Origin of the sequence: Nocardioides jiangsuensis (assembly GCF_019679455.1) — a bacterium.
GTDB classification, from domain to species: Bacteria; Actinomycetota; Actinomycetes; order Propionibacteriales; family Nocardioidaceae; genus Nocardioides_C; species Nocardioides_C jiangsuensis.
This window is the reverse complement of the sequence record NZ_JAIEZQ010000002.1, coordinates 531,950-548,932: the sequence shown is the minus strand read 5'-3', so window position 1 is coordinate 548,932 and position 16,983 is coordinate 531,950. Positions and strand designations below refer to the sequence as shown.

The window sequence follows — 16,983 nt, the reverse complement described above, 5'->3', positions numbered from 1 at the left end:
TCCGCGACCGGTCCGCGACCGGTCCGCGAGCGCACCGAACCCCGAGGATCAGTCGCGGCGCCCACGCTGCGCGGGGACCGGCGCCCGCTGCGCCACCAGGTGCACGGTCACGTAGTGGCCGCCGGTGCTGTTCCGGGTCGCCGCCTCGAACTCCACGTGCTCCTCCCCCACCAGCACCGCGTGCGCCTCCCAGAAGGGGTAGCGCACCCGCTGCTCCCAGAGCCGCTCGATGAGCTGGGCCACGTCGCGCTCGGAGAGGTCCGGCTTGAAGTGGCACAGGGCGATCACCAGCTGGTCGGGGTCGTCGGTGTGCTCCACCTCGACCTCGTCGAACACGCCGCTGGTCAGAAGGAGGTCCCGCAGGGTCCCCTCCATGGAGGTCAGGTCCCGCCCCGAGCCCGGGTAGGCGTTGCCTTGAACGGCAGTGCGCATCTTGTGGAACTGCAGCAGGTCCATGAGCCGATGATCCCGACGAAAACGGTCTCGCATGGCGTCGCAAGGCAAAAGTTCCTGCGCACCGGGGACGAACCAGGACGTAACCGGTGCAACCGTTGGCAAAGACTTCGGCAAGCGGCATGGCATTCCGGGCGAAGCCACCGATAGCGATCCACGCTTCCGGAGGCCGACCCCCGACATCCCCGCCGGCAGGCCCCCGCCCCCCTCGTAATCGGCGGACACGCCCGGTGGCCGCGTATAAGGTGCGAGCCAACGGGGGCGAGGGGGATCGCTTTGATGAACGGGGCTGACCGGATATTGGTGGGCGTGGTCGACGACCACGACCTGATGGTGGCCGGGATCAGGGCCCTGCTGTCGGCGCACAACTCGCCAGCGCGCTTCGTCGCCGGCGCCCGCACCGTCCCAGGGCTGATCCGGGTCCGCCGCGACCTCGACGTCGTGGTCCTCGACGTGCGGCTCGGCGACGGCTCCACCGCGGAGGAGAACGTGCACACCCTGTCCTCGCGCGGCCACACCGTGCTCCTGCACGCCGACTCCGCCCACCGCGAGGCGCTGCCCGTGCTCGCCCGCACCCCGGCCCGAGGGCTGGTGTGGAAGAACGACCCCGCCCGCACGCTGATGCAGGCGATCGTCACCGTGGCCCGCGGCGGTCTCTGGTCGTCGCCGAGCAGCCCGAAGACCGTGGACCTGACGCACCGCGAGACCGAAGTGCTGCGTCTGTACGCCTCGGGGCTTAAGTACGCCGAGACCGCCGCCGCCTTGCAGCCCCCGGTCAGCGTCGAGTCGGTGAAGACCTACCTGAGCCGGATCCGCCGCCGGTACGACGAGGCCGGGCGGCCCGCGTCCACCCGGATCGAGCTGCGTCAGCGCGCCCTCGAGGACGGCCTGCTGCCGCCGGAGCTCGGCCGCCTCTGAGCAGTCAGAGCCGCGCCATCCCGGTCACCGTCATCACGAGCTCGCCGCTCTCGTCGGACGCCGGGAGGTCGACCTCGGCGTGGATGCGCCAGTCGTGGTGGCCCTCCGGATCCCCGACGATCTGCTGCACCTCCCACGTCTCCCGGCCCTTCTCGACCAGCAGCATGTGCGGCCCGCGGGCGTCGGGACCGGTGTCGATCGTGTCGTGCTCCTCGAAGTAGTCGGTGAGCGCCGCCCGCCAGGCCTCGGCGTCCATCCCGCCTGCGGCGTCGAGCTCGCCGAGCTCGTCGTACCGCCGCCGGGACGCGAGCTCCACCCGCCGGAACAGCGCGTTGCGCACCAGCACCCGGAAGGACCGGTCGTTCGCGGTGATCGGGCGCGGCGGCGCGGGCACCGTCTCCACGACCTCGGGACGATCGGGGTCGGTGAGCTGCTCCCACTCGTCGAGCAGGCTCGAGTCGGTCTGCCGCACCACCTCGCCGAGCCACTCGATGAGGTCGGTCAGCTCGTCGGTCTTCACCGCGTCGGGGACCGTCTGACGCAGCGCCTTGTAGGCGTCGCCGAGGTAGCGCAGCACCAGCCCCTCGGAGCGGGCGAGCCCGTAGAAGCTGACGTACTCCCCGAACGACATCGCCCGCTCCCACATGTCGCGGACCACCGACTTCGGCGACAGCGCGCTCTCGGAGATCCACGGGTGGGTCTGCCGGTACAGCTCGTAGGTGTGCTCCAACAGCTCCTGCAGCGGCTTGGGCCAGGTGACCTCCTCGAGCAGCTCGAGCCGCTCGTCGTACTCGATCCCCTCCGCCTTCATCTCCGCGACCGCCTCGCCGCGTGCCTTGTACGCCTGGGCGTTGAGCACCGGCCGCGGGTCCTCCAGCGTCGCCTCGAGCACCGAGACGACGTCGAGGGCGTACGTCGGCGACTCCGGGTCGAGCGTGTCGAAGGTGGCCAGCGCGTACGTCGACAGCGGCTGGTTGAGCGCGAAGCCGAGCTGCAGGTCGTCCACGAGGCGCACCGTGCGCCCGCTGTCGTCCGGCGGGTCGATCGGCTGCACCACGCCGGCGGTGAGCAGCGTGCGGTAGATCGCGACCGCACGCCGGACCAGCCGGACCTGGCTGCGCGGCTCCTCGTGGTTGTCGCGCAGCAGCTTGCGCATCGCGACGAACGGGTCGCCCTCGCGCGCGATCACGTTGAGCAGCATCGAGTGGCTGACCCGCAGCCGCGACACGAGCGCCTCGGGCTCCGCGGCGACCAGCCGCTCGAACGTGTCCTCGGTCCAGGTGACGAAGCCCTCCGGCGGCTTCTTGCGCTGCACCTTGCGCTGCTTCTTCGGGTCGTCCCCGGCCTTGAGCATCGCCTTGTGGTTCTCCACGACGTGGTCGGGGGCCTGCACGACGACCGCCCCCGAGGTGTCGTAGCCGGCCCGCCCCGCGCGGCCGGCGATCTGGTGGAACTCCCGCGCCTTGAGCACCCGCTGCCGGCTGCCGTCGAACTTGGTGAGCCCGGTGAGGACCACGGTGCGGATCGGCACGTTGATGCCCACGCCGAGGGTGTCGGTGCCGCAGATGACCTTGAGCAGCCCCGCCTGGGCGAGCTGCTCGACCAGGCGGCGGTACTTCGGCAGCATCCCGGCGTGGTGCACGCCGATCCCGTGCCGCACGAGCCGCGACAGGGTCCTGCCGAAGCCGGCGCTGAACCGGAACCCGCCGATCAGCTCGGCGATCCGGTCCTTCTCCTCGCGGGTGCACACGTTGATGCTGGTCAGCGCCTGGGCGCGCTCGAGCGCCGCGGCCTGGGTGAAGTGGACGACGTAGACGGGAGCCTGGTTGGTGGTGAGCAGCTCCTCGAGCGTCTCGTGGAGCGGGGTCAGCGCCCACGTGTAGCTCAGCGGCACCGGCCGCTCGGCGGAGGTCACCACCGCGGTGTCCCGGCCGGTACGACGGGTGAGGTCCTCCTGGAACCGCGTGACGTCGCCGAGCGTCGCGGACATCAGCACGAACTGCACGTGCGGCAGCTCGAGCAGCGGGACCTGCCACGCCCAGCCGCGGTCGGGCTCGGAGTAGAAGTGGAACTCGTCCATCACGACCTGGCCGATGTCGGCCCGCGGCCCCTCCCGCAGCGCCTGGTTGGCGAGCACCTCGGCGGTGCAGCAGATGATCGGCGCCTGCGCGTTGACGCTCGCGTCCCCGGTCAGCATGCCGACGTTCTCGGCGCCGAAGATCTCGCACAGGTTGAAGAACTTCTCCGACACCAGTGCCTTGATCGGCGCGGTGTAGTAGGTCCGCCGCCCCTCGGCCAGCGCCGCGAAGTGCGCGCCGAGCGCGACCATGCTCTTGCCGGACCCGGTGGGCGTGGAGAGGATCACGTTGGCCCCGGTGAGGATCTCGATGACCGCCTCCTCCTGCGCGGGGTACAGCGAGATCCCCCGGCCCTCCACCCAGGTCGTGAAGGCGTCGAGGAGCGTGTCGGGGTCGCTGGAGCGGGGCAGCAGGTCGGTGAGCGTCATCAGGCCTCCATCGTCCCCCACCGGGCATGAAGCCACCGCCACCGGGCACAGGCGGTGCCATGACTGAACTGACCGCACTCGTCCTGAACTGCACCTTGAAGCCCGCCCCGACCGCGTCGAGCTCCGAGGTCCTCGGCACCGAGGTGCTCGAGGCGCTCTCCGCGCACGGGGTCACCGGCGACATGGTCCGGGTCACCGACCACCAGGTGAAGTTCGGGGTCAACGTGGACGAGGGCGACGGCGACGGCTGGCCCGACATCCGCCGCCGGATGCTCGACGCCGACATCCTCGTGATCGCCACCCCGATCTGGCTGGGCCAGCCGTCGGCGGTCTGCAAGATGGTCCTCGAGCGGCTCGACGCCGAGCTCGGCGAGACCGACGACGAGGGTCGGATGCTGACCTACGGCAAGGTCGGCGCGCTCGCGGTCGTCGGCAACGAGGACGGCGCCCACCACACCTCTGCGGAGGTCTTCCAGGCGCTGGCCGACGTCGGCTTCACCATCCCGCCGAACGGCGTCACGTACTGGGTCGGCGAGGCCATGCAGGGCACCGACTACCTGGACATGGACCCGCGGCCGGAGAAGACCGCGCAGACCACGAAGACCCTGGCCGCCAACGCCGCGCACCTCGCCCGGCTGCTCAAGGCGTCGAACTACCCGGCCGGCTGAGAAGCCGCGCCGGCTCTGCACGGACCGCCCGGCTCAGCGGGGCGGCTCCTCCATGACCACCACGCGGACCGCCTCGTCGGCGTTGTTCGCGAACCCGCCGGTGGTCCACGCCGGCTCGTCGCCCTGCACCCGGCCCGAGGCGTCGTGCGCGCGCACCCGGAGGTAGTGCTGGCCGTCGGTCGCCTCCCAGGGGCAGGTGAAGCGCTGCCACGCGTGGCGGTCGGGCGCCGGCTCGAGGTCCGCGTCGACCCAGGTGTGCCCGTCGTCGGTGCTCACCTCGACGCGGCGTACCACTCCCCACCCCGACCACGCGCGGCCCTCCAGCAGGTGCGTGCCCGGGCGTACGACGCGGGTCCGGCTCATGAAGTCCGGGAACCCGGGAGGAACCAGCAGGGCGCGGGGCTCGATCCGGGTCACCGGCGTGCCCGGGTCGTCCGCGTCCTCGGCGTTCCGCTTGATCCGGTAGGCCACGGCGTTCTGGAAGCCCTCGAAGGCGTGGTCGACCACCTCGATGTCGCACAGCCACTTCACGTGCGCCATGCCGTACCAGCCGGGGACGACGAGCCGCACCGGGAAGCCGTGCTGCGGAGGCAGCGGCTGGCCGTTCATCTCGTAAGCGACCAGGATCTCCTCGGACGTGGCGTCGGCGACGCCGAGCGCCCGCCGGTAGTCGTCCTCGGTGCCCCGGTCGAGTCCGTGGTCGGCGCCGGAGAACACCACGTCGACCGCGCCGCGCGCGATCCCGGCGTCCTCGAGCAGGTCGACGAGCCGCACGCCCGTCCAGTCCGCCGTGCCGACCGCCCCGGTGAGCCACGGCTGGCTGACCGGCCGCGGGGTGAGGTGCGCGCGGCCGTTCCCGGCACACTCGAGGGTGACCCGCGACGTGTGCCGGGGCATCGCCTTGAGCGTCTCGAGGTCGACCGAGATCGGACGGTCCACCAGCCCGCGCACGGTCAGCCGCCAGGTGGCAGGGTCCAGCATCGGGATGTCGTAGTGGGTCAGCACGTAGTGCAGGCCCGGGGGCGTCACGTCGTACCGCATCGCCTCCAGCGGCATCGCATGGTTGCGCGAGGCCAGCGCGAGCTCCTCGAGCGTGATCCCCTCGTCGGGCTCGGCGACCCGGGACGGGGTGCTGACCTGGTCCACGGACAGGGTCATCGTGGTCTCCTCTCCTCGGCTCACGGGACGCGGTCCGGATAGGGCCACACTCCCACTCCGCACCCGGCACCACAACGGCCAGCGGGTGCCACGGCGCCGGCGCCGGGAGCGGGCTCAGTCGAGGAGGGTGCCGAGCGGTCCGAGGTCGAGGTTGAGATCCTCGACGGAGAGGTCGAACTGCTCGCGGAGCTGGGTCATCGCCTCCTCGAGGCGCATCAGTCCGACGCCGAGCTCCTCGACCTGGTCGTCGCTCAGGTCGCCCTCGTCGACGCGGCGCAGCGCCTGACGCTCCATGAGCTGACGGACCAGCTCGATGATGGTCAGCACCAGCTTCATCAGGTCGCGCTGGACCGACTCGGAGTCCGTCTCCAGGCGGCTGGGCAGGGCGAACCCCTCCGCGAGGCGCTCGGCCTGCGGGGCCGGCTGCCAGTCCGGGCGCTCGGACTGCTGGTCGCTCACTCCGGCACCATCTCCGCGCGCACGGAGGTGATCAGCGCGTGCAGCCGGACCTGGACGAGGTCGACCCCGGCCAGCGAGATCGTCAGGTCGCCGGAGATCACCACGCCGGCGCCGAGCAGGCGGTCGAGGAGGTCGACCAGCGCGACGGGCTGCAGCGGCTCGCCGCTGGAGGTCTGCGAGAGCGCGGGGTACGACCCGGTCACTGCGGGTCCAGCGAGGCGAAGGTGTACGGCGGCCAGGGCCCGCCGACCTCGAGCCGCACCCGCGGATGCTCCGACGCGAGCCGGGCGACGAGGTCCTTGAACGCCGCCACGCCGGAGGCGTCCACGAGGTAGGTGCCGTTGAGGACCATCTCGCCGGTGTGGCCGGTCAGCCGCCGGTCCTGCGGGGCCAGCCGGCGGCTCAGCACGGTGCCGCCGGCGAGCGCGGCGTGGATCTCCTCGGCGAGCTCGGCGCCGGCCTGTGCGGAGGCCTCACGGCGTTGGGTCGCGGCCCGCCGCTTGAGGAGGTAGGCGCGGCCGGCGCCCATCTCCTCGGCGGGTTCCTGCTCCGCCGCCGGCGTCTCCTGGGCGTCCACGTCGACGTACGCCTTGACGCTCCACTCGCCGCGTCCCTCGATCCGGTCGAGGGCGCGGGAGGCGGCGTCGTGCCACTCGCCGAGCCGCGCCCGCACGGAGTCCGCGCCGAGGAAGACCGTGGCGAGGCGCAGCGGGGCGGTCGGCACCTGCTCGGAGGCGAGCCGGGCGACCGCGTCGTGCGTGGTGGCCACCGACTCCAGCCAGCCGAGGTCCTCGAGGTTGCGCCGCAGCCCCTCCTCGCCGAACTCCGCGAGGTCGACCTCGCTCACGACCGCCTCGAGGCCCCCGTGCTCCACGAGCCGCAGGGGCGCCCCGGCGATCCCGGCGCTGCCCTCGAGGGCCGCGGGGTCGAGGCCGCGGGTGATCGCGTAGCAGTACAGGCCGGTCTCACTCACGCCCGGACTCCAGCTCCCTCAGCCGCGCCTTGAGATCCCGGTTCTCCTCCTCGAGCTCCTGGTCCCGGCTCCGCGAGGACAGCATCGGGTCGTTCTCCCACCAGTCGATGCCCATCTCCTTCGCCTTGTCGACGGAGGCGACGAGCAGCCGGATCTTGATGGTCAGCAGCTCGATGTCGAGGAGGTTCACCTTGATGTCGCCGGCGATGACGATGCCCTTGTCGAGCACCCGCTCCAGGATGTCGGCGAGGTTGGCGGGCTGGGGCCGGTCGCTGGAGAGCTGGTACTGCTGGCGCGAGCCGGACGTGACCAGGGGGCCGCCCTGCTCGGTCACCGGCCGCCCTCCCGGTCGCTGCCCTTGCCACGGACGTACCGCTGCGCGCGGTGGTAGCCGGTCAGGTCACCGTCCTCGTCCACGTCGACCTGGTAGGTGGCGAGGATGTCGGTGGAGTCGGGGATGCGCCGGCTCTCCACGACCTCGAGGTCCACCCGCCAGCCGTCGTCGGTGCGCTCGATGCCGATGACGCACTCGGGCACCCGTCCGGTGAGCTCGGCGAGCTGACGCGCCGCGGAGCGGGCGATGTCCATCGCCTTCGCCTTCTTCCGCGGCCTCTCGGTCCCGCCCGACTGCTCGGGCGCCTCCGAGGACTCGTCCGCGGCTCGCTCCGTCGCTCGCTCCGACCGCTCGGCGGACGGGGCGGCCTTCTTGCTCGGAGGCCGCTTGGCCGCGGCCTTCTTGGTCGGAGCCTTCTTGGTCGGAGCCTTCTTGGCGGCCGCCTTCTTGCTCGGCGCCTTCTTGGTGGTGCCGGTCGCGGCCGAGTCGCTGCTCTCGCTCTGCGTCTCGGAACCGCTGCTCTCACTCTGTTCAGTGGTCGCCATGGGTCAGCGAACCTCCCCTCCGCGTTGACGTCGACGGCTCTCCATGAGCCGTTCTACCAGTTCGTCCTCCATCTGCTCGGCCTCCTCCTCGGAGATCTCTCCCCGGGAGCGCAGCTCGTCGACGTCCTCGAGCTGTCGCCGGATCACCGCAGGGTCGTAGAACTGCCGTTCCGCCTGCTCGAGCACCTGTTCCGCCACCCAGACGGTGCCGCGCACCGGGGCGAGCGGGAGCGTGAGCAGGCCGGTGAAGAGACCCATCGCAGATCACTGCTCCGGGACGAAGTCGTAGAGGGCCATGGGACCCACCAGGCTGACGCGGGCGGTGCCCTCCCACTCCTCGGCGAGCACCTCCGCGGCCTGCTCGAAGTCGGCCCGCTGCTCCTCGGTGACGAGGAAGGAGACCTCGGCGACGTTATCCATCCCCGAGACCTCCCGCACCAGGTAGTCCGCGGCGTGCGGGACCAGCCCCTCGAGCAGACGCCGGGTGTGTGCCTCCCGTCGTACGTCGACCGCGCGTGCGACCAGTTCGCCGAGCCGGATGCGGTCGTAGTGGGAGGCGTCCTCCGGCAGGTCCGCCGTACGGCGCCGCAGCTCGGCCACCTCGGGCTCGCTGCGCACGATCTCCGCGAGCACCGTGTCGAGCACGTAGCGCGCCCGCACGTTGAACTGGAGCCGTCCGGCGACCTGCTCGAGCAGCGCGGCGAAGTGGTCGCGCTGCGGGGCGAGCAGCTCGTCGACGACCGCCGCTCCCCCGGCCACGACCGACCCGAACCGCATCGGAAGGACCGGCCCGTGCGCGGCCATCGTGTTCAGCACCGTGCTGTGCGCGACCAGGTCGCGCCGCCGCCCCAGGGGGCGCTCGGGGTCGATCGACTCCACGAGCGCACCCACCGGGCCGTCGGTGACGAGACGGATCTCGCTCCCCATGCCGTCGGACGCGTCGAGCACGTCGACGGCGGCGTCAGCGGGGACGATCCCGTAGACGTAGAACGCGGAGTCAGTCATCTCGGCCGCCTCCTCCGTCGTGATCGTTGCCATGCTCATCGACTACTCGGACTCCTGCCGGCGGCGCGGGCGCGACGAGGAGGACGAGGTCGACTTGCGGGCCGGCCTGCGGCTGCCCTGGTCGTCGTCGTCGCCGGTCAGCGCGTTCTTGGCGGCACCGAGCACGCCTGAGGTCTTGCCCCGGGCACCGGACTCGGTCATCCCCTCGACGAGCTCGGGCAGGTCCTTGCCGCCCTTCTCGTAGAGGTCGAGCCGGTTGGTCGCCTCGGCGAACCGCAGGTAGGTGTCGACGCTCGCGATGACGATGCGGGCGTCGATCGTGAGCAGCTCGATCCCCACCAGGGAGACCCGCACGTAGGCGTCGATCACGAGGCCCTTGTCGAGGATCACCTCGATGACGTCTGCGAGGCCACTGGGGGCGGGGCGGTCGAGGTACCCGCCACCCTGACGTGAGTGGGATGAGACGGTCACGTGATCAACTCCTCTTCCGAGTGCTGGTTCGCTTGCTGGCTGTGCGCTTGCTGGCGGTGCGCTTGCGCGGCTTGGGGGCCGGCTCCTCCTCCTCGGCGGGCTCCTCCTCGGCGGCCTCCTCCTCGGCGGGCTCCTCCTCGGCTACCTCTTCCTCGGCGGGGGCCTCCTCGGCCTCTTCGTACTCGGCCTCCGGCTCACCCTCCTCGGGCTCGGCCTCCTCCTCGTACTCGGCCTCGGGCTCCTCCTCGGCAGGGGCCTCCTCGGCCTCCTCGTACTCGGCCTCCGGCTCACCCTCCTCGGGCTCACCCTCCTCCTCGTACTCGCCCTCAGGCTCCTCCTCGGCCTCCTCGTACTCGGCCTCGGGCTCACCCTCCTCGGGCTCACCCTCCTCCTCGTACTCGTCGTACTCGCCCTCGGGCTCCTCCTCGCCCTCGGGCTCCTCCTCGGCCTCGTACTCGCCCTCGCCGTACTCCTCCTGCTCCTGCGCGGCCTGCTCCTCCTCCACGACCTCCTCGTGGCTGCGGACGACCTCGCTCTCACGGATCTCGCCGCGCCAGCCCTCGATCTCCTCAGGGTTGAGGATCACGCGGGTCATGACGTGCCGGCGGAAGTGCTTCAGCTCGAGACGGGCCCGGCGGCCCTGGGCGCGCCAGATGTTGCCGGTGCGCTCCATGAAGCCCTGCGGGTAGTACTCGAGGACCACCAGGATGCGGGTCATGTTCGGCGCCAGCTCGTGGAAGGTGACCGCGCCGTCGACGTGGCCCTTGGCGCCCTTGGAGCGCCACACGATCCGGTCGTTGGGGACCTGGTCGAGGATCGTGGCCTCCCACTGCCGGTGCGACCAGAAGACCTGGGCCTTGAAGTTGACCTTGACCTCGTCCTGCTGGTCGATGCCGTCGATCTTCTTCATGAAGTTCGAGAAGTCCTGGAACTGGGTCCAGGTGTTGTAGGCCACGTCGATCGGCACACCGACGTCGATGGACTCGATGATGTTCGTGGCCTTGGTCGCCTTCGGGGACTTGCTGCCGCCGCCGGTGACCGCGCTCTTCACCTTGTCCTTCACGCCGCTGAGGCCACCCTTCATGGCGCCCTTCACCGGCGACTCGCCCTCGGCGACCGCCTCTACACCGCCCTTGGCGGCCTTGGTCATCACGCCGCCGTTCTCGGCGATGCCGTTCAGCGAGTCGGTAGCCCCGCTGATCCGTTCCTGGACCGTCTCGAGGCCCTTCTCGCCGAGCGCCTTCAGCGCGTCCTGCAGCTCGTCCTTCAGCCGGTCCATCGGCAGCGCTCCGAGCGCCGACTTGAGACCGCCACCTGCCTGCTCAGTCTTGTTCTCTGTCATGTGGGCTTCTCCTTACTGGCTGCTGCGCGAACGGCTGGAGCGGCTCGACGACTTCTTCGCCGTGCTCGCGCTCTTCTTCGCCGCGCTGCCGCCAGCCTGAGCCTTCTTGGCCGGGGCCTTCTTGGCGGTGGACTTCTTCGCGGGGGTCTTCTTGGCTGCGGTCTTCTTCGCGGCGCCACCGGACGACGGCGCCTTCTTCGTGGCCGCCTTCTTGGCGCCGCCCGCAGTCTTCTTCGCGGCCGCCGCCTTCTTGGCGGGCTTCGGCTCGGGCTCTTCCTCGGCCTCTTCCTCGGGCTCTTCCTCGGCAGCCTCGGCCTCGGGCTCCTCTTCGCCCTCCTCGGCTTCCTCAGCCTCTTCGGGCTCCTCCTCGCCCTCCTCCGACTCCTCGGCCTCCTCCGACTCGTCGGAGGGCGCCTCGAGCTCGGCGAGGCCGCGCAGGTCGTCGGTGCGCGTGCGCAGCGAGTCGCTGAACATCTCGAGCCGCGAGCTCAGCGTCGCCACCGCCGCGGCCTTGGCGGCCTCGAACAGCTTGTCCCGGATCTGGTCCTGGATCTTCGCGAGCTCGGGGTTGCTCTCCACGAGCTCCTGGCCCTGCTTGAGCAGGCCGCGCGGGCTGGTGGCGACCCTCTGGCCAGCCAGCATGCTGCCGATCGTGATCGCCAGCTTCATCTTCTTGGTCCGTCCGAGCAGGTAGCCGCTTGCTACAGCAGCAACCACCTTTGCTTCGTTGCTCATTGCTCCCTCAATCCCGTCGTGTGGACTTCAGCCGATGTCGTTCGACGTTTGCTCCCTCGGGGACAGGTGCCCTGCCCCCGTCCTGCCAAAACCTCCCGGTTCGAGATCACCGGGCGTGTACGTCGCGTCCGCGCACCCGACGGGCACGCCGCCCGTGGAGGCGTGCGTGACCGGGGGCGGCGCGAGGCAGGGTGGGGTGCGCACGCCACGCGTCGCGCGTGAGGGCAGCGCTGGAGGACGTGAGGGGTCGCGCTGTCTGCCATCTGAGCCTCCGCCCCGGCACCTGCCGCTCCCCGAACCTAGGGACACCCCTGGCACGCGGCAATAGCCTGAACGGACCCTTGACCGCGGCTGGTGCAGGATGGGCGGATGGAACTCGACGTCGCCCGTGTCCGCAGCTCCTTCCCCGCGCTCAGCCGAGGGGTCGCCTACTTCGACGGCCCCGGCGGCACGCAGGTGCCCCGCGAGGTGGGGCGCGCGATCGCCGAGACGATCACCTCGGGGATCTCCAACCGCGGTGACGTGACAGCGGCCGAGCGGCAGGCGGACTCGGCGGTCACCGGGGCACGCGCGGCGGTCGCCGACCTGCTCGGCGGTACGGCGGACGGCGTGGTGTTCGCGCGCTCGATGACGCAGATGACCTACGACCTGTCCCGGGCGCTCGCGAAGCGGTGGGCACCCGGCGACGAGGTGGTGGTGACCCGCCTCGACCACGACGCGAACATCCGGCCCTGGGTCAGCGCGGCGGAGTCCGCGGGAGCCACCGTGCGCTGGGCCGACTTCGACCAGGAGACCGGCGACCTCACCGTCGACGACGTGCGCGCGCAGCTGTCCACGCGTACCCGCCTCGTCGCGGTCACCGGCGCGTCGAACCTCCTCGGCACCCGCCCGGACATCCCCGCGATCGTCGACGCGGCGCACGAGGTCGGCGCGCTGGTGCACGTCGACGGCGTCCACCTCACCCCGCACACCCCCGTCTCGGTCGCCGACCTCGGCGCGGACTTCTACGCCTGCTCGCCCTACAAGTTCCTCGGACCGCACCACGGCGTGCTGATGGCCTCGCCGGAGCTGCTCGTGGAGATCCACCCAGACAAGCTGCTCCCGTCGAGCGACCGGGTCCCGGAGCGGTTCGAGCTCGGCACGCTGCCCTACGAGCTGCTCGCGGGCACGACGGCGGCGGTCCAGTTCCTCGCCGGCCTGGCCTCCGACGCGACCGACCGGCGTACGCGGGTCCTGGAGTCGATGCGCGCGGTCGAGGAGCACGAGGACCGGCTCTTCGCGCGCCTGCTCGACGGACTGTCGGGCGTCGCGGGCGTGACGCTGCACGGCTCCCCCAAGCGGCGTACCCCGACCGTGCTGTTCTCCGTGGAGGGCCACTCCCCGCGCGAGGTGTACGAGCACCTCGCGCGGCTCGACGTGAACGCGCCGGCGAGCAGCTTCTACGCGATCGAGGCGTCGCGCTGGATCGGTCTCGGCGACACCGGCGCGGTCCGCGCGGGACTCGCGCCGTACACCGACGACAGCGACGTCGACCGCCTGGTCGCGGGTGTGAAGGAGCTGGAGCGATGAGCCGCGGCGTGCTGGTCACCGGCGCCTCGCGCGGGATCGGCCGGGCGATCGCGACGGCGTTCGCCGAGGCCGGGGACCAGGTCGTGGTGCACTACGGGAGCGCGAAGGGCGCCGCCGAGGACGTGGTCGCCTCGCTCCCGGGCGAAGGACACGCGATGGTCCAGGCCGACATGGCCGACCCCGAGGCGGTGCGTGCGGCGGTCGACTCGGCGGCGGAGCGGCTCGGGCGGCTCGACGTGCTGGTGAACAACGCCGGCATCTTCGTGGCCCACCCGCCGCTGGAGACGTCGTACGACGGCTGGCAGCAGGCGTGGTCGCGGACCCTCGCCACGAACCTGGTCGGCGCGGCGAACGCCACGTTCTGCGCCATCCCCCACCTCGTCGCGGCGGGTGGCGGCGCGGTGGTGAACGTGTCGAGCCGCGGCGCGTTCCGCGGCGAGCCGGACAACCCCGCCTACGGCGCGTCGAAGGCCGGGCTCAACGCGTTCGCGCAGTCGATGGCGCTGGTCCTCGCGCCGCACGACATCCGCGTGGGCACGGTGGCACCGGGTTTCGTGCAGACCGAGATGGCGCGCGAGGTGCTCGAGGGGCCGGGCGGCGACGCGGTCCGCCAACAGTCGCCGTTCGGCCGTGTGGCGCGGCCCGAGGAGGTCGCCTCGGCGGTGTTCTGGCTCGCGTCGGAGGGCGCCAGGTTCTCCAGCGGCACGATCATCGACGTGAACGGCGCGTCGTACCTGCGCAGCTGAGCGGCGTCGCCTACCGCTGCAGCACCGACAGCAGCGCCCGGGCGTAGGCGCGCTCGGCGTCGATGTCGATGTGCCGCTCGACCCCGCTCCCGGTCTCGACCACGACGACGAAGCCGTCGGGGACCGCGTCCAGGCGCACGAAGCGCTCGCCGAGCAGGGAGCGCAGCTGCGACTCGTGCGGCAGCCACACCACCTCGTCCTGCGGGATGCTGTCCAGTGCCCACTCGGTGGTGCCGTTGAACCGCATCGTCCCGCCGGTCTCGAGCACGTGCGGCTCGATGGTCATCTCGCTGACGACGAAGACGTCGTCGTCGAGGTCCCGGTCCGGGATGACGAAGCGGTCCCCCGACGCCGGTGTCCAGGACAGGCCGGCCTCACGGAGCATGCGGGCGAGCTCGACGGTGATCACCCGTCCAGTGTGCCCGTGCCTTCCCAGGGCTGTCCGCCGCTCAGGCCAGTGCGTGCGCGAGCAGGGCCTCGATGTCCCCCGCGGTGGGTGGTGAGTCGGAGAGCAGCGCCTCGAGGCAGAGGCTGTCGACGACGGCGAGGAAGGCCCGCGTCCGGACCGGGTCGGCGCCGGCGAGCAGCGGCTCGGTGCCGGCCCTGGCCCAGGCCACGGCGGCGTCCCGCAGGGCGGGCCGGCGGGCCGCGAGCAGGTACAGCTCGTACCCGGCCACGACCCGCCCCCGATGGTGCGCCAGCTCGTCGGCCAGCGCCGTCGCGTACGTCGCCAGGGTGGTGACACCGTCCGCTCGCTCGCAGAGGCTCTCGGTGAACTCCTCGGTGGCGGCCAGCATCGCCGAGACGGCCAGGTCGTCGATCCCCGTGAAGTGGTACGTCGCCGAGGCGAGCGCCACGCCGGCCTCCGCCGCGACGGCCCGGTGGTTGAACCCGGCCAGCCCCTCCCGCTCGAGCACGCGCAGCGCGGCCGCGATCAGCTGCCTCCGGCGCTCGAGGCCGCGAGCCCGGCGTCCGTCGACCTCGGTCAATGCGCACCGCCGAGCTCGAGAGCCACCACGCCGACGACGATGAGCAGCAGCCCCCCACCCTGCACGAGCGTGAGCCGCTCGTCGAAGAGCCACCACCCCAGGGCCGCCACCGCGGCCACGCCCACCGCCGCCCAGATGGCGTAGGCGACGCCGACCGGGACCCCGCGGACCAGGACCAGCGAGAGCAGCCAGAACGCCGCGGCGTACCCGAGCACGGCGCCCGCCGAGGGCGACAGCCGGGTGAAGCCGTCGGACGCGCGCAGACACATGGTCGCGAAGAGCTCCGCGGCGATGGCGAGCGCCAGCAGCAGGTAGACCATGGGCACCTCCAAAAGTAGTGGTACAAATGTACTACTACTTTCGGCGGCGCAGCTCCTCGTTGATCGCGGGCACGATCTCGTGCAGGTCCCCGATCACGGCGTAGTGCGCCTTGGTCACCATCGGGGCGTCGCGGTCGGTGTTGATGGCCAGGATCGTCTTCGCGCTCTGGCAGCCGGCCCAGTGCTGGATCGCGCCGCTGATGCCGCAGGGCACGTAGAGGTCGGGCGCGATCCGGCTGCCGGTCTGGCCCACCTGCTCGTGGTGCGGACGCCAGCCGAGGCTCGTCACGACACGGGAGACGCCGAGGGCGCCGCCGAGCAGCTCGGTGAGCTCGAGGAGGTCCTTGAACCCGTCCGGACCACCCGCGCCCCGGCCCGCGCCCACCACGACCCGGGCACCGGTCAGGGCCGCCGTATCGTCCACGACGGTCACCTCGGTGCGGGCGACCCGGGCCACCAGGTCCTGGTCGGTGACCGACGGCGTGTAGCCGAGCCGCTCGGGGGCGGTGGGGACCTCGGCCGGCTCCGGGTCGCAGGCGTGCCCCGCGACGGAGAGGACCGCGACCGCGTCGTCGAGCCGCATCTCCTCCAAAGCGGACCCGCCGAGCACCTGCCGGGTCACCACCAGGGGCTCGACGGAGTCGACCGCGACCACGTTGGCCGCCATCGCCACCTCGAGCCGGGTCGCGACGTGCGCCAGGACCTCGTTGCCGCGCGGGGTCCCGGCCGCCACCAGCATCCGCGCCTGCTCGGCCCTCACGGCGTCGACGACCGCGGCGGCGTGGGCCGCGGCGGCGTACGTCGTGAGCCGCTCGTCGTCGGCCGTGTGCACGACGGCGACCCCCTGCTCGCCGAGCTGCTTCATGACCAGCGTCGCCATGCTCTCCTCGAGCGGAGCCACCACCGCCGCGTGCACCGGCTGGTCGCCCAGACGCGCCGCCGTCTCCCGCGCGAAGGTGAGAGCCTCCCGCGAGACGAGGGTGGCGCCCTGCGCGTCGGTCTCGACCAGGACGAGGATCATCGGCCCACCACCCCGATCCTGGTCAGCAGGTCGACGACCGCGGGAGCTGCCTCCGGGCCCTCACCGAGGATCTCGACCGAGCTCGGCTGGCTCGGCGGGAGCTTGAGGCGGACCCGGCCCGACCCCTGGCGTGCCGCGGTCAGGGCGACGGTCTCGACGGGCGCCCGCTTGGCCTTCATCCGCCCCGGGATCGAGGGGTAGCGCGGGCTGACGCCGCCCTCCATCACCGCGACGACGGCCGGCAGCGGCAGCTCGAAGACCTCCGTCCCGTCCGGACCGTCCCCGCGGGCCAGCAACCGGTCGTCCTGCACCTCGCAGGTCGAGATGCCGGTGAGCACGGGCCGGCCCAGCGCGTAGGCGAGCCGCACGGGCACCTGGAAGTCGCCGGTGTCGGCGGCGTCGTTGCCGAGCAGCACCAGGTCGTAGGACAGACCGCCTGCCTCGCGCTCGCGGACCACCCCGGCGACCGCGGCGGCCACGTCGGCCGGGCCGAGCAGGTCCGCGTCGGCCTCGACGAGCACCCCGTCCGCACAGCCCACGGCCAGGGCGTTGCGCAGCTGCTCGACGGCGTCCTCCGAGCCCACGCTGAGCACGGTCGCCCGGCCACCGGTCGCCTCGGCGACCTGGGTGGCGAGCTCGACCGCGCACTCCTCGTGCGGGCTGACCGTGTAGCCGACGTGCCGCGCGTCGACGCTGAGCCCGTCCGCCGACAGCAGGACCTCGCCGGCCGTGTCCGGGACCCGCTTCACGCACACCAGGACGTTCGCCATC

At 71.9% G+C, this 16,983-nt stretch carries 22 protein-coding genes; 4 read left to right on the top strand and 18 right to left on the bottom strand.

Translation table 11 applies throughout. The annotated features are described in order from the left end of the window. Positions 1–48: 48 nt before the first annotated feature. Positions 49–456, bottom strand: coding sequence for a hypothetical protein (locus tag K1X13_RS19125; protein WP_225914949.1), 408 nt, complete (start codon positions 454–456; stop codon positions 49–51). Positions 457–732: 276 nt separating this feature from the next. Between K1X13_RS19125 and K1X13_RS11155 the strand changes: the two genes are divergently transcribed. Then, positions 733–1,371 (top strand): response regulator transcription factor, encoded by a 639-nt coding sequence (locus K1X13_RS11155; protein WP_221025136.1) that lies wholly within the window; start codon positions 733–735, stop codon positions 1,369–1,371. Between the two features lie 4 nt (positions 1,372–1,375). Here the strand turns inward: K1X13_RS11155 and K1X13_RS11150 are convergent, their stop codons facing one another. Further along, complete coding sequence (locus tag K1X13_RS11150) at positions 1,376–3,877, bottom strand: DEAD/DEAH box helicase (RefSeq protein ID WP_221025135.1); 2,502 nt, start codon at positions 3,875–3,877, stop codon at positions 1,376–1,378. Positions 3,878–3,936: 59 nt separating this feature from the next. On the opposite strand from K1X13_RS11150, the gene K1X13_RS11145 reads away from it, so the two are divergent. After that, positions 3,937–4,545: a flavodoxin family protein gene (locus K1X13_RS11145; protein WP_221025134.1), complete on the top strand. Its 609-nt coding sequence runs from the start codon at positions 3,937–3,939 to the stop codon at positions 4,543–4,545. Between the two features lie 33 nt (positions 4,546–4,578). On the opposite strand, the gene K1X13_RS11140 is transcribed toward K1X13_RS11145, so the two are convergent. From K1X13_RS11140 to K1X13_RS11090, 11 genes are all read right to left on the bottom strand, one after another. Continuing rightward, positions 4,579–5,703 carry a sulfite oxidase gene (locus K1X13_RS11140; protein ID WP_225914948.1) on the bottom strand — a complete coding sequence of 375 codons (1,125 nt, stop codon included), beginning with the start codon at positions 5,701–5,703 and terminating at the stop codon, positions 4,579–4,581. A gap of 114 nt (positions 5,704–5,817) precedes the next feature. Then, positions 5,818–6,162 (bottom strand): gas vesicle protein K, encoded by a 345-nt coding sequence (locus K1X13_RS11135; RefSeq protein ID WP_221025133.1) that lies wholly within the window; start codon positions 6,160–6,162, stop codon positions 5,818–5,820. Beyond that, complete coding sequence (locus K1X13_RS11130; RefSeq protein WP_221025132.1) at positions 6,159–6,365, bottom strand: gas vesicle protein; 207 nt, start codon at positions 6,363–6,365, stop codon at positions 6,159–6,161. The genes K1X13_RS11135 and K1X13_RS11130 overlap by 4 nt, the downstream gene beginning before the upstream one ends. Then, positions 6,362–7,135, bottom strand: coding sequence for a GvpL/GvpF family gas vesicle protein (locus tag K1X13_RS11125; protein ID WP_221025131.1), 774 nt, complete (start codon positions 7,133–7,135; stop codon positions 6,362–6,364). The genes K1X13_RS11130 and K1X13_RS11125 overlap by 4 nt, the downstream gene beginning before the upstream one ends. Beyond that, a complete protein-coding gene (locus K1X13_RS11120; protein ID WP_372450694.1) occupies positions 7,128–7,469 on the bottom strand; it encodes a gas vesicle protein in 342 nt (113 codons plus the stop codon). The genes K1X13_RS11125 and K1X13_RS11120 overlap by 8 nt, the downstream gene beginning before the upstream one ends. Beyond that, entirely contained in the window at positions 7,466–8,014 is a 549-nt protein-coding gene (locus K1X13_RS11115) for a gas vesicle protein GvpO (RefSeq protein ID WP_221025130.1), read from the bottom strand. Before K1X13_RS11115 ends, K1X13_RS11120 begins: the two co-directional genes overlap by 4 nt. Positions 8,015–8,017: 3 nt before the next feature. Continuing rightward, complete coding sequence (ccmI, locus tag K1X13_RS11110) at positions 8,018–8,272, bottom strand: c-type cytochrome biogenesis protein CcmI (protein ID WP_221025129.1); 255 nt, start codon at positions 8,270–8,272, stop codon at positions 8,018–8,020. 6 nt (positions 8,273–8,278) lie between these two features. Next, positions 8,279–9,019 (bottom strand): GvpL/GvpF family gas vesicle protein, encoded by a 741-nt coding sequence (locus K1X13_RS11105; RefSeq protein WP_221025128.1) that lies wholly within the window; start codon positions 9,017–9,019, stop codon positions 8,279–8,281. Between the two features lie 42 nt (positions 9,020–9,061). After that, a complete protein-coding gene (gene gvpJ, locus K1X13_RS11100) occupies positions 9,062–9,490 on the bottom strand; it encodes a gas vesicle protein GvpJ (protein WP_221025127.1) in 429 nt (142 codons plus the stop codon). Between the two features lie 4 nt (positions 9,491–9,494). Next, the gene (locus K1X13_RS11095) at positions 9,495–10,832 is read right to left on the bottom strand and encodes an SRPBCC family protein (RefSeq protein ID WP_221025126.1); all 1,338 of its coding nucleotides are present in this window, start codon (positions 10,830–10,832) and stop codon (positions 9,495–9,497) included. Between the two features lie 12 nt (positions 10,833–10,844). Further along, positions 10,845–11,567 (bottom strand): hypothetical protein, encoded by a 723-nt coding sequence (locus K1X13_RS11090; protein WP_221025125.1) that lies wholly within the window; start codon positions 11,565–11,567, stop codon positions 10,845–10,847. A gap of 369 nt (positions 11,568–11,936) precedes the next feature. Here K1X13_RS11090 and K1X13_RS11085 point away from each other — a divergent pair, with 369 nt between their 5' ends. After that, positions 11,937–13,136, top strand: a complete 1,200-nt coding sequence (locus K1X13_RS11085) for a cysteine desulfurase-like protein (protein WP_221025124.1) — start codon at positions 11,937–11,939, stop codon at positions 13,134–13,136. Then, positions 13,133–13,882, top strand: coding sequence for an SDR family NAD(P)-dependent oxidoreductase (locus K1X13_RS11080; protein ID WP_221025123.1), 750 nt, complete (start codon positions 13,133–13,135; stop codon positions 13,880–13,882). Before K1X13_RS11085 ends, K1X13_RS11080 begins: the two co-directional genes overlap by 4 nt. Before the next feature lie 10 nt (positions 13,883–13,892). Here the strand turns inward: K1X13_RS11080 and K1X13_RS11075 are convergent, their stop codons facing one another. The 5 genes from K1X13_RS11075 to K1X13_RS11055 are packed head-to-tail and all read right to left on the bottom strand — an operon-like array spanning position 13,893 to position 16,982. After that, positions 13,893–14,291: a pilus assembly protein CpaE gene (locus tag K1X13_RS11075; RefSeq protein ID WP_221025122.1), complete on the bottom strand. Its 399-nt coding sequence runs from the start codon at positions 14,289–14,291 to the stop codon at positions 13,893–13,895. A gap of 40 nt (positions 14,292–14,331) precedes the next feature. After that, complete coding sequence (locus K1X13_RS11070) at positions 14,332–14,871, bottom strand: TetR/AcrR family transcriptional regulator (protein ID WP_221025121.1); 540 nt, start codon at positions 14,869–14,871, stop codon at positions 14,332–14,334. Further along, positions 14,868–15,191, bottom strand: coding sequence for a DMT family transporter (locus K1X13_RS11065; protein ID WP_221025120.1), 324 nt, complete (start codon positions 15,189–15,191; stop codon positions 14,868–14,870). Before K1X13_RS11065 ends, K1X13_RS11070 begins: the two co-directional genes overlap by 4 nt. Positions 15,192–15,225: 34 nt before the next feature. After that, on the bottom strand, positions 15,226–16,212 hold the full coding sequence (locus tag K1X13_RS11060) for an electron transfer flavoprotein subunit alpha/FixB family protein (RefSeq protein WP_221025119.1): 987 nt from the start codon (positions 16,210–16,212) through the stop codon (positions 15,226–15,228). Continuing rightward, positions 16,209–16,982: an electron transfer flavoprotein subunit beta/FixA family protein gene (locus K1X13_RS11055; protein WP_221025118.1), complete on the bottom strand. Its 774-nt coding sequence runs from the start codon at positions 16,980–16,982 to the stop codon at positions 16,209–16,211. Before K1X13_RS11055 ends, K1X13_RS11060 begins: the two co-directional genes overlap by 4 nt. Between the last annotated feature and the right edge of the window lies 1 nt (position 16,983).

Bases quoted from the DNA above. Each gene is read 5' to 3' on its own strand.
- K1X13_RS19125 (WP_225914949.1), bottom strand. From the start codon at position 456: ATGGACCTGCTGCAGTTCCACAAGATGCGCACTGCCGTTCAAGGCAAC.
- K1X13_RS11155 (WP_221025136.1), top strand. From the start codon at position 733: ATGAACGGGGCTGACCGGATATTGGTGGGCGTGGTCGACGACCACGAC.
- K1X13_RS11150 (WP_221025135.1), bottom strand. From the start codon at position 3,877: ATGACGCTCACCGACCTGCTGCCCCGCTCCAGCGACCCCGACACGCTC.
- K1X13_RS11145 (WP_221025134.1), top strand. From the start codon at position 3,937: ATGACTGAACTGACCGCACTCGTCCTGAACTGCACCTTGAAGCCCGCC.
- K1X13_RS11140 (WP_225914948.1), bottom strand. From the start codon at position 5,703: ATGACCCTGTCCGTGGACCAGGTCAGCACCCCGTCCCGGGTCGCCGAG.
- K1X13_RS11115 (WP_221025130.1), bottom strand. From the start codon at position 8,014: ATGGCGACCACTGAACAGAGTGAGAGCAGCGGTTCCGAGACGCAGAGC.
- ccmI (WP_221025129.1), bottom strand. From the start codon at position 8,272: ATGGGTCTCTTCACCGGCCTGCTCACGCTCCCGCTCGCCCCGGTGCGC.
- K1X13_RS11105 (WP_221025128.1), bottom strand. From the start codon at position 9,019: ATGACTGACTCCGCGTTCTACGTCTACGGGATCGTCCCCGCTGACGCC.
- K1X13_RS11095 (WP_221025126.1), bottom strand. From the start codon at position 10,832: ATGACAGAGAACAAGACTGAGCAGGCAGGTGGCGGTCTCAAGTCGGCG.
- K1X13_RS11090 (WP_221025125.1), bottom strand. From the start codon at position 11,567: ATGAGCAACGAAGCAAAGGTGGTTGCTGCTGTAGCAAGCGGCTACCTG.
- K1X13_RS11085 (WP_221025124.1), top strand. From the start codon at position 11,937: ATGGAACTCGACGTCGCCCGTGTCCGCAGCTCCTTCCCCGCGCTCAGC.
- K1X13_RS11080 (WP_221025123.1), top strand. From the start codon at position 13,133: ATGAGCCGCGGCGTGCTGGTCACCGGCGCCTCGCGCGGGATCGGCCGG.
- K1X13_RS11065 (WP_221025120.1), bottom strand. From the start codon at position 15,191: ATGGTCTACCTGCTGCTGGCGCTCGCCATCGCCGCGGAGCTCTTCGCG.
- K1X13_RS11060 (WP_221025119.1), bottom strand. From the start codon at position 16,212: ATGATCCTCGTCCTGGTCGAGACCGACGCGCAGGGCGCCACCCTCGTC.
- K1X13_RS11055 (WP_221025118.1), bottom strand. From the start codon at position 16,982: ATGGCGAACGTCCTGGTGTGCGTGAAGCGGGTCCCGGACACGGCCGGC.